The sequence below is a fragment of the Moritella sp. 36 genome (assembly GCF_018219415.1).
GTDB lineage: Bacteria > Pseudomonadota > Gammaproteobacteria > Enterobacterales > Moritellaceae > Moritella.
Map to the genome: position 1 here is coordinate 2,609,667 of NZ_CP056120.1, position 13,718 is coordinate 2,623,384.

The window sequence follows — 13,718 nt, forward strand, 5'->3', positions numbered from 1 at the left end:
AATAAAGATTCATGTATCAATTTGAGAATGAACTTATCTAACCAGAAAGTAATATGAGGATAACGATGGAATTTTTCAAGAGAAAAAACGAATAAAATAAGTTAAATTGAATCTCAATCAATAATATCAAGACTTGCGGATATTTTATCTACTAATCCACTCTCAACTTCTTTTACAGCCTGTTCAATTGCAAATTCAAAGGCAACCTGCTCAGCATTACCATGGCTCTTAATTACAATACCCGGCAATCCTAACAAAGTTGCTCCGTTATACTGGTCGGGTTTCAAACGTCTTAGACGGCTCATTATTAGTGGTTTGACCAATAATGATAATAATTTAGTAAATATGTTCTTATTTGATACAGATGTGAGTTGAGAAACAACCAAGTCAACAACACCTTCACTTGTTTTAAGCGCGACATTACCAGTGAAACCATCGCAGACAATGACGTCTGCTTTCCCAGAAAAAATATCATTGCCTTCAATAAAACCGATATAATTTAAGCTTTGGTGATCAGACAGTAATTGTGCTGCCCGTTTAACCAAATCATTACCTTTAATATCCTCTTGTCCGACATTAAGTAAGGCAACTTTTGGGTTCGGTATATTACCAACATGTTCTGCAAGTGCAGAACCCATTAATGCAAATTGAAATAATGCATCAGCATCACAACTCACATTCACACCCAAATCGAGCATGTATACAGGCTGCTTTGTCATAGAAGGTAGCACGGAGACTAAAGCAGGTCGATCGACAAAAGGCAGCACTTTAAGTAAATGCCGTGAAAGCACCATCAATGCACCGGTATTTCCAGCACTCACACAGGCTTGCGCTTTCCCTTCACGAACAAGGCTCAATGCCATACGCATAGAGGATTGCTTAAAATTACGCAGCGATAGCGCAGGGGCAAGATCCATGGGTATATCATCGAAACTAGGAATGATTGTATAACGAGATGTAACAGACGCAGAAGTTTGCTGTAATAAAGGGGTTATTTCAGCTTCGTTACCGACAAGGTAAATAGAGAGATGTTTATACTTTTTAAGTATATTTATTGCGGCGGGGATAGTGACATGGGGGCCGAAATCGCCCCCCATGGCATCTAACGCAATTGTTAGATTAGGCAAAGTAATATAACTTATTTGTTAATTACTTTAACGCCTTTGTAGTAACCATCAGCTGTTACATTGTGACGTAGGTGAGTTTCACCAGAAGTCACGTCAACAGTTGTAGCTGCTGCAGTTAGAGCGTCATGTGAACGACGTTGACCACGGCGTGAACGAGTTACTTTACTTTTTTGTACGGCCATTGACCTATACTCCTAATTACTTGCGCTTTAATTCAGATAAAGCTGCAAATGGGTTGGGCTGCTCATCAGCAGGCTCGATTTCACCAAAACTCATTTCATTGGGATTCACTGAACAATCTTCTTCTGGATGCAAAGCAACCAGAGGTAAATTGATAATCACTTCATCTTCAATGAATGAAATTGGATTAACTTCGCCATTTTCGTCCAATTCAATGGGCTCATAAGCATCTGGCAGATCGTCGGCCTGAGAATCATTTTTCACAGGACTATATCTAAATTCGGTTTCACAAGCTTGCTTAAATATCCCGCCACAGCGCTGACATTCGAGGTTAACGGTTAATGATACGCTACCCTGTATCACTATAAGACCTTGACTGTCTTTACTGAACGAAATTGATACGTCAGCATCACTTGGTTCACCTGCCGTTGCATCCGTAATACGTTTCAACAGACTAGCTTCAACACGAGTGTTAAAGTCCAATCTTTGTTGAGCAGTACGATAAGGATCAACAGTTACTGGTAGTTTTACCTTTTTCATAGGCTGCGGATAATATAGATTCATCATGTTATAGTCAAAAGGAAAATGAAAAAAAATCAATTTTCCCTACAAAAATAGGTCACTTGCCGTTAAAATCATCAAATAACTAAATAATTGATGATAGATAAACCATGAGACCTAAATTGATCCTTGCTTCAACATCCCCGTTCCGTAAACAGATATTAGAAAAACTAAACTGCCCTTTCGACACCTTCAACCCGAAAGTCGATGAAACCGAAAAGCCAAACGAAACGGCTGAAATTCTTGTATCACGCCTAGCACTAGAAAAAGCTCAAGCTGCCAGTCGAGAGTATAGTAACTCAATATCTATCGGATCGGATCAGGTTTGTGTCATTAATAACAAAATAATAGGTAAACCAGGTAATTTTGAAACAGCTTTTGCACAATTATCTGCCGTTTCTGCACAAAATATAACTTTTTACACAGGGCTTTCTGTTGTAAATCAATGTACAGGTCGTACAGATACGATAGTTGAACGCTTCATTGTTCATTTTAGGACGTTAACTGACAGCCAAATTCGTTACTATCTTGAAACCGAAAAACCGTATAATTGTGCAGGAAGTTTTATGTGTGAAGGACTTGGTATCGCATTATTCTCTAAATTAGAAGGTAAGGATCCAAATACTTTAATCGGATTACCGCTTATTAGTTTAGTTGAGATCTTACAAGAACAAGGATATAACGTTTTAGAAGCTTAAACAGAGAGCAATTTAAGCCAAATTTAGAACTTGAAGCTCCCCTACCTCGCTTCGCGCCCGACAAGTCGGGGAAGGAAGGGGATTCTTGTCGTCAACGGCTTAAGCATTGCAATATTAAATTGCGTTAGTCTTCCAAAACCTCTTACAAAGCGTTTAACGTGTCGGTACTACCTACCGCCACAAATGACTTAAGCGGCTAGCCTTAACCCTTCTCTGTGGATATTGATAGCCGCATTTTCGTCCCTGTCGTGTACTGCTCCGCACTTGCAAGTCCAATTTCTAATCTTTAAAGACCACTTGCCAGAATGCAGCAACCCGCACTCATTGCACATTTTACTTGACGGAAACCACTGGCTAATAGCTGATACTTTACGCCCGTACCAATCCGCTTTATATTCTAATTGTCTTACTATTTCACCGAAATTAGCATCGTGGATATGTTTAGATAGCTTACGGTTCTTAACCATATTTTTGACCTTCAACGACTCGATGCCTATCACTTGGTTTTCGTTTATAAGTGTCGACGTCATTTTATGGGTAAAGTCTTTACGGCAATTGGCTATCTTTTCGTGAATCTTAGCAAGGGCCAATTTTTGTTTATTGAAGTTATTAGAGCCTTTCTTCTTTTTGGCTAATTTGCGTGATGCCTTGGCGAGTTTCTTCGCGTATTTATTGGTTAATCGTGGGTTATTGAACTTTGTTCCATCCGAACAAATCGCTAAGTCTTTAATACCGACATCAACACCGACGGTCTTGTTCACGACTGGTAGCTGCTTAACATCTTCTTTTACAAGCATTGATACAAAATATTTACCTGATTTTGTCTTCGATACCGTTAATGAACTGGGTGTGCCAGTAAATGTACGTGACCATTTAATCTTTAATGCTTGCTTCATCTTGGCGAGTGTTAACGATTGCTTGTCCGCGCTCCATTTGAAGCCGTTACTCATATAGCTAGCAGATTGATTACCGTGTTTATGTTTAAACTTAGGGTAACCAAAACCTGATTTAAAAAATGACTTAAAGCCTTTATCGAGATGCTTTAGTGATTGTTGCAATGGCACGCTAGAAACATCTTTCAGCCATATAAAATCGGGATTCTTTTTTAGTTGAGTGAGGTTTTTACTCCAATCGTTATAATTGGTTTTATTACCCAATTCGTATTGCGCTTTAGAGAAGCCAAGCGCTGAATTGTAAGCGAAACGAACACAACCAAATGTATGAGCAAGTATTGTTACCTGCTCATTGTTTGGGTAGAACCTGTATTTATACGCAATAAGTTTCAATTTTCAGCACCTTACACGACTGTATTTATATACAGCACTAAGTTCTAAACGTAGACTCTATGTGAAAATATGTCAATATTAATAACAAAACAAAGTGCTTATTGCTACGCAATAATGACTTACATCACCGCCCTAAAGGACAGTGTTTTTCGTCAAAGGTGATAAAAAAAGCCAGCATCATCGATACTGGCTTTTTACCTAAGATTATTAAGTGAGTAACACTTAATAACTTATATGATTAACACTTTTTCAGTTTTTCTAGCGCTTTAACCAGCGCCATATCTAATGGTGCTTCAACTTCTTGTGTTTCTTCTGTACCAGGGTTAAAGAATTTTAAACGTGCAGCATGCAAGAATAGGCGTTTCAAGCCTAGCCCGTTCATGTGCTTAGTAAAATCTTTATCGCCATATTTATCATCACAAGCAATCGGATGACCTGCATGTAATGTATGCACACGGATTTGGTGTGTCCTACCAGTAATAGGGCTTGCTTGAACCAATGTGCCGTGTTCATAACGTTGAATGATTTTAAAACGAGTCTGAGATTGTTTACCTTCCTCATCAACACGTACAATACGTTCGCCCGAGCTTACCGTATTTTTTAACAACGGTGCATTCACCACTTTTGTACTGCGTGGCCATGCGCCTGCAACAAGTGCTTGGTAATCTTTCTGCATGGTTTTTAAACGTAATTGCTCATGCAGTGCTTTTAGTGTACTACGTTTTTTAGCAACTAATAGGCAACCAGATGTATCGCGATCTAAACGATGCACCAATTCAAGGTATCTACTATCAGGTCGAATGGCACGTAAACCTTCAATTAAACCAAAGCTTAATCCACTACCACCGTGAACAGCCATCCCAGATGGTTTGTTGATGACCATTAAGTAGTCATCTTCATAAATAATTTGCGATTCAAGTGCACGAACAGAATCAAGATTCGCTGATGGAGAAATAGCTTCAGTTTCTGAAACTCGCACAGGTGGCACACGAACAATATCTTCAGGCTGTAATTTATACTCAGGTTTAATTCTACCCTTGTTAACTCTCACCTCACCTTTACGTATGATGCGGTAAATCATACTTTTTGGCACACCTTTTAACTTCGTGCGTAAAAAGTTATCAATTCGCTGTCCTTGATAATCTTCAGTAATGGTTACAAATTCTACTTTCGGTGAAATTTTATCGGTCATAATTATTTTATTGTCTAACTCAAAGTGCGTATAAGTATCAATTTGAAAAGAATTTCTAAATTGAATGGAAAGTTAACTTGCTATATTAATGCAGGCAATGGGATAATACCCTCTGTACTGCTAAAAAAATACAGCCAAGAATGATAATGGCTTTAGTATATCTGCTATTGGGGTAAATAATCATTTATTTATACCAATAATTTCAGAATAACCAGGATGCCGTTATTCTTGCTGCGGGTTTTTAGCATACATTTTGTATATAAGGTGTACGTTGATAGGGAGTTTCATTTATCCAGCTGGATACCACCCCCCACAATTCAACTTCTATGTAAGACACCTTTTCGAATGCAATTATACACGTTAGTTATCGATGGAATCTAATAAGTGCAGAAATAATCGTAAGACACTTAATCACAATTAGAGCATCTAACAGCGCCTTAATTTAAACAGCCGAGAGGTTGATTATCTACAGACACAAGGCCTGATGTACGTCTAACTAATTTATCCAAGCATGAAAATTAATTTATAAGTAACATAACAAAATGAAAAGAATGTTAATTAATGCAACTCAAAAAGAAGAGTTGCGCGTTGCGCTAGTTGATGGGCAACGCCTTTATGATCTAGATATTGAAAGCCCTGGCCATGAACAAAAGAAAGCGAATATCTATAAAGGTAAAATTACCCGCGTAGAACCAAGCTTAGAAGCTGCTTTTGTTGATTACGGTGCAGACCGCCACGGTTTCCTTCCTCTTAAAGAAATCTCTCGCACTTACTTCAAACAAGGTACTGGTAAGCAACGCGGACGTCCAAGCATTAAGGATGTTGTTGCAGAAGGTACCGAAGTAATTGTTCAGATTGAAAAAGAAGAACGTGGTAACAAAGGTGCAGCATTAACGACTTTCATTAGTTTAGCTGGTAGTTATCTTGTTCTAATGCCAAACAATCCTCGTGCAGGCGGTATTTCACGTCGCATCGAAGGTGATGAACGTACAGAACTTAAATCTGCACTTGCTACATTAGAATTACCAGAAGGCATGGGACTGATTGTTCGTACTGCTGGTGTGGGTAAATCTGCTGAAGAATTAGAATGGGATCTTAAAGTACTGTTAAATCATTGGGGAGCAATCCAAGATAGTGCTAAAGACCGTCAAGGTACCTTCTTAATCCACCAAGAAAGTAACGTGATCGCCCGTGCTATTCGTGACTATCTTCGTCGTGATATTGGTGAAATCCTCATTGATCATCCAAAAGCGTTTGAAGAAGCTAAAAACCGCATCAAATTAATTCGTCCAGACTTTATTGATCGTATTAAATTGTATCAAGGTGATGTTCCTTTATTCAATCACTACCAAATTGAAACTCAAATCGAATCAGCTTTCCAACGCGAAGTTCGTCTACCATCAGGCGGTTCAATTGTAATTGATCCAACTGAAGCCTTAACTTCAATTGATATTAACTCTGCACGTGCAACACGCGGTGGTGATATTGAAGAAACAGCATTAAACACTAACTTAGAAGCCGCAGATGAAGTTGCTCGTCAACTACGTCTACGAGATCTTGGTGGCCTTGTTGTTATCGATTTTATCGATATGGGTCCAGTTAAAAACCAACGTGAAGTTGAAAACTGCTTACGTGACGCGGTACGACAAGATCGAGCGCGAATTCAATTAGGTCGTATCTCTCGATTTGGTCTAATGGAAATGTCTCGTCAACGTATCCGCCCTTCTCTTGGTGAATCAAGTACGCATGTCTGCCCTCGCTGTAATGGTCAAGGTACGATCCGTGATAATGAATCTTTAGCACTTTCTATTCTACGTTTAATCGAAGAAGAATCTCTAAAAGAGAATACAAATCACATCGTAGCGCAAGTACCTGTTCCAGTTGCTGCTTACCTACTAAATGAAAAACGTAACTCAATCCTACGTTTAGAGAAACGTTACAAAGTTAAAAGCTTTATCATTCCAAATGAGAACTTACAAACACCTCATTTTGAAGTGTCTCGTGTTAAAGCGGATGACGATAGCTCAGAGTTATCGAGTACTGAACTGACACAGTCACGTGAATTTACTCGTTATGAACCCAAAGTAAATAACGAAACAGTTCAACCTCTTGTGAAGCAAATTAACACGCCTGAAGAGAAAAAAACTAAACCGACTCAAGCAGTTAAAAAAGTAACACAAGGTGCAAAACCTAAGGCATCTACTCAAGCTAAATCAGTGAAGCCTGTAGTAGACAAAGAATCGGTATTTAGCCGTATTGGTAAAGCAATTTCTGGGTTCTTTAATAGCGACGAAAAAGTTGTCGTAAAAGAAACAGTTAAAGAAGCACCTAAAAAGGCGGTAACAGAAAGAACATCGAGCAACCGTCATAATGATGAGCCTCGTAAACCACGTACCCGTCGCAATCGTAAACCTCGAACTCCTGATAATGTTGAGAACAAACAACAAGACGCTAATAAAACAGCCGATGTTGAATCGAAACCGCATAACAAGGTGGAACCGAAACAGCATAAAAAGTTCGATGAGAAACAAAAAACGCACAATCAAGATAAGTCGCCTACACAGACTAAAAATGCGAAAGAAGAAAACAGCTCACAAAATCAAGCTGTTTTAGCTGAACGTCGCCAACGCCGAAATATGCGTAAAAAAGTACGAGTAAACAATGAACAAAAAGTATCTGCAGGATTAGAAAAAACACCTGCAACTGCTGATGTTTCGAACACGTCTAAGTCTGATGTAAATACGCAACCTAAACGTACTCGTCGTGGCCCTAAAAATGCTAAAACTAACGATGTAGTAAAAACTGAAAATGCAAAAACAACTAAACCTGTAGCGGTTGAAGTGACTAAACCTGTATCAGCAGCGGTAACTAAACCTGTAACAGCAGCAGTAACTAAACCTGTAACAGCAGCAGTAACTAAACCTGAAACAGCAGCAGTAACTAAACCTGTAAGAGCAGCAGTAACTAAACCTGTAACAGCAGCGGTAACTAAACCTGTAACAGCTGCAGTAACTAAACCTGTAACAGCGGCAGCAACTAAACCTGTAACAGCAGCAGTCACTAAACCTGTAACAGCTGCAGTAACTAAACCTGTAACAGCTGCAGTAACTAAGCCCGTAACAGCTGCAGTCACTAAACCTGTAACAGCTGCAGTAACTAAACCTGTAACAGCTGCAGTAACTAAGCCCGTAACAGCTGCAGTAACTAAACCTGTAACAGCTGCAGTAACTAAGCCCGTAACAGCAGCGGTAACTAAACCTGTTATGCATACAGCGGCCGCAGCTAAACCAGCGCCAGTCACTGTTGAAGCAACCCTTGCCGTGACTCCAACAGCGAAAGCGTCAGCTGAACGTGTAAAGATTGAAACTAAACCTGTAACAGCAGCAGTCACTAAACCTGTTATGCATACAGCAGCCGCAGCTAAACCAGCGCCAGTCACTGTTGAAGCAACCCTTGCTGTTACACCAACAGCGAAAGCGTCAGCTGAGCGTGTAAAGATTGAAACTAAATCTGTAACGCGTAAAATGCACACAGCACCAGCAACTCGTCCAGGTGCCGCACCAGTTGTTGTTGAAACACCTGTTGTTGCTGAAACACCTGTTGTTGCTGAAACACCTGTTGTTGCTGAAACACCTGTTGTTGCTGAAACACCTGTTGTTGCTGAAACACCTGTTGTTGCTGAAACACCTGTTGTTGCTGAAACACCTGTTGTTGTTGAAACACCTGTTGTTGCTGAAACACCTGTTGTTGTTGAAACACCTGTTGTTGCTGAAACACCTGTTGTTGCTGAAACACCTGTTGTTGCTGAAACACCTGTTGTTGCTGAAACACCTGTTGTTGCTGAAACACCTGTTGTTGCTGAAACACCTGTTGTTGTTGAAACACCTGTTGTTTCTGAAACACCTGTTGTTGTTGTTGAAACACCTGTTGCTTATCAGGCTATTGAAGTTACTTCAGTGCCTGCACTGCAAGCACAAGGTACAACATCAAAGAAGACTAACTTCACTGTTAAGATGGCGACACCTCAACAAGTAGCACCTTCACAACACCACTTTGTTCCAAAAGTTGGTGTCGTTCAACGACCATTGATTGATGTGGCAGCTGGACCAGGTGGCAGTCAATTTGCTTCTTCACAAAGCACATCGCCAACCAAATTAGCTAAATAATAACTATTATTAAACAATAACTATTAGCTAAATTTTAAAGCCGCATGTTATATGCGGCTTTTTAGTACTTATTTAGTACACTTTTATTTTATTCACTTAATGACAACTCGGTAACTTATAATTTATGTTTGAATTTCCAAAATATTCCATAGCATCAGTAAAAAATGATGTCTTGTCTGGCTTAACCGTCGCACTCGCACTTGTGCCTGAAGCTGTTGCATTTGCTTTTGTTGCAGGTGTTGAACCGCTGGTCGGCTTATATGCAGCATTTATGGTCGGTTTAATCACCGCCATTTTTGGCGGCCGTCCAGGTATGATCTCTGGTGCTACGGGTGCGATGGCAGTTGTAATGGTATCGCTTGTAGCTGACAATGGCGTACAATATTTATTTGCGGCCGTTGTGCTTGCCGGTTTATTGCAAGTGCTTGCAGGTGTATTCAAGCTCGGTAAGTTTATTCGGATCGTACCACACCCAGTAATGATGGGGTTTGTGAATGGTCTAGCTATCGTCATTTTCTTAGCGCAATTAGGTCAATTCAAATTTATTGACACTAATGGTGATCTAGCTTGGTTACAAGGATCACAGCTTTATATCATGCTAGGTCTTGTTGCCCTAACAATGGCTATTATTCATTTCCTACCGAAACTAACAAAAGCAGTACCTTCTTCACTTGTTGCGATTGTAACAGTGACGCTAATTGTTTATTACATGGGACTAGATACGCGTACAGTTGTTGATTTTGTTCGTTCAATGACAGGCGATGATAATGCGACTATTTCAGGTTCATTACCAAGCTTTAGTATTCCAAGTGTGCCGTTTACACTAGAAACTCTCTATATAATCTTACCTTATTCATTAATTCTTGCTGCAGTTGGTCTTATTGAATCATTATTAACATTAACCGTTATTGATGAGATGACTGGTACACGTGGTAAAGGTAACCGAGAATGTGTTGCACAGGGTGCCTCAAACATCGTTAACGGTTTCTTTGGTGCTATGGGTGGTTGTGCTATGATCGGCCAATCAATGATCAACATCAACTCTGGTGGTCGCGGGCGTTTGTCTGGTATCACGGCTGCAATATCACTATTACTCTTTATCCTATTCTTCTCATCGCTTATCGAAGTAATTCCACTAGCTGCACTTGTTGGTGTTATGTTCATGGTTGTGATTGGTACATTTGAATGGGCAACTTTCCGTGTAATACGTAAAATTCCAAAGGCAGATACATTTGTAATTGTGCTTGTTACGGTTGTTACTGTATTTACTGATCTAGCTGTTGCTGTGATTATCGGTGTTATTGTTTCTGCATTACGTTTTGCTTGGGAACATGCCGCACATATCAATGCAGAAAAATCTATCGAAGAATCTGGTACTAAAGTATACAAAGTGAATGGTCCACTATTCTTTGGTTCTGTTAGCCACTTTTTAGAGTTATTTGATGCATCTGCAGACCCACAAGATGTAATCATCGACTTTGCTAACTCACGCGTATGTGACCACTCAGCGATTGAAGCTATCGATACACTGGCTGAACGTTATATCGCAGAAGGTAAAGTATTACACTTACGCCACCTTTCATTAGAATGTAAGCAATTAATGACGCGCGCAGGCGATATGATTGAGGTTAATTTAATTGAAGACCCTGAGTACCATATTGCATCAGATAAACTAGGCGGTTAATTCCTTCTAGCACTTACCCTACTTCCTTTTATTGTGTTGTAGGGTAATAATATATCTGTAACTGTTATGAAGATTTGTTTATAACAGGCATAAAAAAACCGGCATTAGCCGGTTTTTTATTATCTGATTAAACTCTAATTTTTTGAGATAGTCTCAACTTTCGCTTTCAACTTCTGACCCGGTTTAAAAGTCACAACGCGACGAGCTGTAATTGGTATATCTTCACCTGTTTTAGGATTACGACCAGGTCGTTCACCTTTATCACGAAGGTCAAAATTACCAAAACCAGATATTTTAACTTGTTCGTTAACTTCTAAAGATAAACGAATCTCTTCAAAGAAAGCTTCTACCATTTCTTTAGATTCACGTTTACTCAGGCCAACGTCGTTAAATAAAGTTTCAGCAATATCAGCTTTGGTTAGTGCCATAAATTAATCCCTCAAGGATGCATTGAATTCAGATGAGATAGCTTCCACAACAATATTTACTGCTTCAGATATTTCTTTTTCTTCCAAGGTGCGTGAGATATCTTGTAAGGTTAAGCTGATTGCTAGGCTCTTATGACCTTCTGCAACACCTGTACCTTGGTATACATCAAACAAGTTTATGCCAACTAACTGATTCCCGCCAACTTTTTTGATGAAGTTGAGAACATCACCAGCGTTAACGTCGTCTTTAACAATCATAGCAATGTCACGACGGTTCGAAGTAAACTTAGAAACTTCAACAGCTTGCGGCAATTTACGAGATGTTAATGTAGCCAGTTCAATCTCAAGAATTATCGTTGAACCATTTAGGCCTAACTTCTTCTCTAGTGAAGGATGGATAGTACCAATATGACCAACAGAACGATCACCACAGAAGATTTCAGCACTTTGACCAGGATGTAATCCAGGATGACTTGCACGTTTAAGTACAAATTCATCAGTGTTACATGTTTGATCTAATAATGCGTCTAAATCGCCTTTAAGATCAAAATAGTCAACAGACTTACTCTCTTGATTCCACGATTCAGCATTTGCTGTACCCGCGATGATTGCACCAAGCATTGGCACTTGAAGCACGCCATTTTCAACTGATTCATCTTTAATAAAAGTAAGACCAGTTTCAAATAAACGAATACGTTGTTGCTGACGTTTTTGGTTAGCTACAACAGCTTCTACCAAACCTGTAAACATACTTACACGCATTACTGACATCTCAATCGAAATTGGATGTGGTAATACAAGGTGGTCTGCTTCAGGGTGTAATAATAACTGACGTTTTGGATCAACAAAGCTATATGTAATTGCTTCCTGGAAACCACGGTCAACCATTAAATCACGAATGCGGCGAACAGGTAATGTTGCTTCATTATGATCTGTCATCTTCAATGGAGCAACAGGTGCAACATTTGGGATATTGTTGTAACCGAATACACGCGCCACTTCTTCGATTAAATCTACTTCAACTTCGATATCGAAGCGGAAAGATGGAGAAGAAACTGTCCATGTATCATTTTCAAACGTAGGAGATAAACCTAAACTGTTTAAAATGTCAGTTACTTTCGCATCTTCAACATGGAAACCAATTACTTTATCTAATTGATGACGACGTAGGTTAATTGGCGCATGTGTCGGTAATGCTGACTCTGTAGTCACATCTACAACAGGAGCGACTTCACCACCACAGATTTCAACGATTAACTGTGTTGCACGTTCCATCGCTTGATATTGAAGCTCTGAATCAACACCACGTTCAAAACGATGTGAAGAATCAGTATGTAGACCGTATGCACGAGCGCGGCCAGTAATCGCGAGCGGGCTAAAGAATGCAGACTCAAGTAAAATTGAGTTTGTTGCAGTCGTTACGCCAGTTTTTTCGCCACCGAAGATACCAGCCATTGCAATTGCACCGCTATCATCTGCAATAACAAGTGTATTGTCATTTAGCTTAACTTCATTACCGTCAAGTAGTGTTAATTTTTCATCTTGGTTTGCAAGACGAACATTAATACCGCCCGTTAAAGTAGCTAAGTCAAATGCATGCATTGGTTGACCTAGTTCTAACAATACATAGTTTGTTACATCAACGATTGGGTCAATTGAACGAGTACCACAACGACGTAGGCGCTCTACCATCCATAAAGGCGTTTTCGCTGTCACATCTAAGTTATTGATCACACGAGCAAGGTAACGAGGACACTGCGCTGTCGCGTCGACAGAAACACTTACTGTTTCAGAGCTTGTTTCCGTTGCATTAGTCCATTCAGGTGCCGTTACAGCAATGTTATTTAAAACACCAACTTCACGAGCAATACCTGCGATACTTAAACAATCAGCACGGTTAGGTGTTAGATCAACTTCGATCGTAACATCATCGAGACCAAGGAATTCGCGAATGCAAGTACCAGGTACTGCGTCAGCGGGTAATTCAATGATACCATCAGCTGATTCAGCCATGCCCATTTCAGACTCAGAACAAAGCATACCGTGTGATGCTTGACCACGTAGTTTTGCTTTTTTAATTTTGAAATCGCCTGGTAACACAGCACCAACAGTTGCAACCGCAACTTTTAGTCCTTCACGGCAGTTAGCTGCACCACATACGATGTCGATTAGCTCTTCTGCACCTATATCAATTTTAGTTACTTGTAATTTATCTGCATCCGGATGCTGACCACATTCAACAACGTGACCCACAACGATACCAGTAAAATCACCCGCAACAGCATCAATACCGTCAACTTCTAGGCCAGCCATCGTTATTTGATGAGCTAACTCTTCATTTGTAAGACCTGGTTTAACCCAAGTTTGTAACCATTCATTACTGAATTTCATTATTG

Annotated in this window: 10 protein-coding genes; 3 read left to right on the forward strand and 7 right to left on the reverse strand. The window is 39.8% G+C overall.

Annotated features, from left to right (window positions below):
• Positions 1–113: 113 nt before the first annotated feature.
• Genes plsX through yceD form a run of 3 tightly spaced genes read right to left on the reverse strand, consistent with a single transcriptional unit; the run spans position 114 to position 1,874 of the window.
• Entirely contained in the window at positions 114–1,127 is a 1,014-nt protein-coding gene (gene plsX, locus HWV03_RS11680; RefSeq protein WP_211676067.1) for a phosphate acyltransferase PlsX, read from the reverse strand.
• Positions 1,128–1,138: 11 nt separating this feature from the next.
• On the reverse strand, positions 1,139–1,309 hold the full coding sequence (gene rpmF, locus HWV03_RS11685) for a 50S ribosomal protein L32 (protein ID WP_006033904.1): 171 nt from the start codon (positions 1,307–1,309) through the stop codon (positions 1,139–1,141).
• A gap of 16 nt (positions 1,310–1,325) precedes the next feature.
• Entirely contained in the window at positions 1,326–1,874 is a 549-nt protein-coding gene (gene yceD, locus HWV03_RS11690) for a 23S rRNA accumulation protein YceD (RefSeq protein WP_211676068.1), read from the reverse strand.
• A gap of 104 nt (positions 1,875–1,978) precedes the next feature.
• Here yceD and HWV03_RS11695 point away from each other — a divergent pair, with 104 nt between their 5' ends.
• Complete coding sequence (locus HWV03_RS11695; protein ID WP_211671682.1) at positions 1,979–2,566, forward strand: Maf family protein; 588 nt, start codon at positions 1,979–1,981, stop codon at positions 2,564–2,566.
• A 188-nt stretch (positions 2,567–2,754) separates the two neighbouring features.
• On the opposite strand, the gene HWV03_RS11700 is transcribed toward HWV03_RS11695, so the two are convergent.
• Together HWV03_RS11700 and rluC are read right to left on the reverse strand one after the other, a co-directional pair.
• Positions 2,755–3,852, reverse strand: coding sequence for an RNA-guided endonuclease TnpB family protein (locus HWV03_RS11700; RefSeq protein WP_211676069.1), 1,098 nt, complete (start codon positions 3,850–3,852; stop codon positions 2,755–2,757).
• Positions 3,853–4,090: 238 nt separating this feature from the next.
• The gene (rluC, locus tag HWV03_RS11705) at positions 4,091–5,044 is read right to left on the reverse strand and encodes a 23S rRNA pseudouridine(955/2504/2580) synthase RluC (protein ID WP_211676070.1); all 954 of its coding nucleotides are present in this window, start codon (positions 5,042–5,044) and stop codon (positions 4,091–4,093) included.
• A 542-nt stretch (positions 5,045–5,586) separates the two neighbouring features.
• Between rluC and rne the strand changes: the two genes are divergently transcribed.
• Both rne and HWV03_RS11715 read left to right on the forward strand, forming a co-directional pair.
• A complete protein-coding gene (gene rne, locus HWV03_RS11710; RefSeq protein ID WP_255546783.1) occupies positions 5,587–9,210 on the forward strand; it encodes a ribonuclease E in 3,624 nt (1,207 codons plus the stop codon).
• 124 nt (positions 9,211–9,334) lie between these two features.
• Positions 9,335–10,894 (forward strand): SulP family inorganic anion transporter, encoded by a 1,560-nt coding sequence (locus HWV03_RS11715; RefSeq protein ID WP_211676071.1) that lies wholly within the window; start codon positions 9,335–9,337, stop codon positions 10,892–10,894.
• 134 nt (positions 10,895–11,028) lie between these two features.
• On the opposite strand, the gene ihfA is transcribed toward HWV03_RS11715, so the two are convergent.
• A complete protein-coding gene (ihfA, locus tag HWV03_RS11720) occupies positions 11,029–11,322 on the reverse strand; it encodes an integration host factor subunit alpha (RefSeq protein ID WP_211671691.1) in 294 nt (97 codons plus the stop codon).
• Positions 11,323–11,325: 3 nt separating this feature from the next.
• Positions 11,326–13,713, reverse strand: a complete 2,388-nt coding sequence (gene pheT, locus HWV03_RS11725; RefSeq protein WP_211676072.1) for a phenylalanine--tRNA ligase subunit beta — start codon at positions 13,711–13,713, stop codon at positions 11,326–11,328.
• Positions 13,714–13,718: the final 5 nt, after the last annotated feature.

Bases quoted from the DNA above. Each gene is read 5' to 3' on its own strand.
- rpmF (WP_006033904.1), bottom strand. From the start codon at position 1,309: ATGGCCGTACAAAAAAGTAAAGTAACTCGTTCACGCCGTGGTCAACGT.
- yceD (WP_211676068.1), bottom strand. From the start codon at position 1,874: ATGATGAATCTATATTATCCGCAGCCTATGAAAAAGGTAAAACTACCA.
- HWV03_RS11695 (WP_211671682.1), top strand. From the start codon at position 1,979: ATGAGACCTAAATTGATCCTTGCTTCAACATCCCCGTTCCGTAAACAG.
- rluC (WP_211676070.1), bottom strand. From the start codon at position 5,044: ATGACCGATAAAATTTCACCGAAAGTAGAATTTGTAACCATTACTGAA.
- rne (WP_255546783.1), top strand. From the start codon at position 5,587: ATGAAAAGAATGTTAATTAATGCAACTCAAAAAGAAGAGTTGCGCGTT.
- HWV03_RS11715 (WP_211676071.1), top strand. From the start codon at position 9,335: ATGTTTGAATTTCCAAAATATTCCATAGCATCAGTAAAAAATGATGTC.
- ihfA (WP_211671691.1), bottom strand. From the start codon at position 11,322: ATGGCACTAACCAAAGCTGATATTGCTGAAACTTTATTTAACGACGTT.
- pheT (WP_211676072.1), bottom strand. From the start codon at position 13,713: ATGAAATTCAGTAATGAATGGTTACAAACTTGGGTTAAACCAGGTCTT.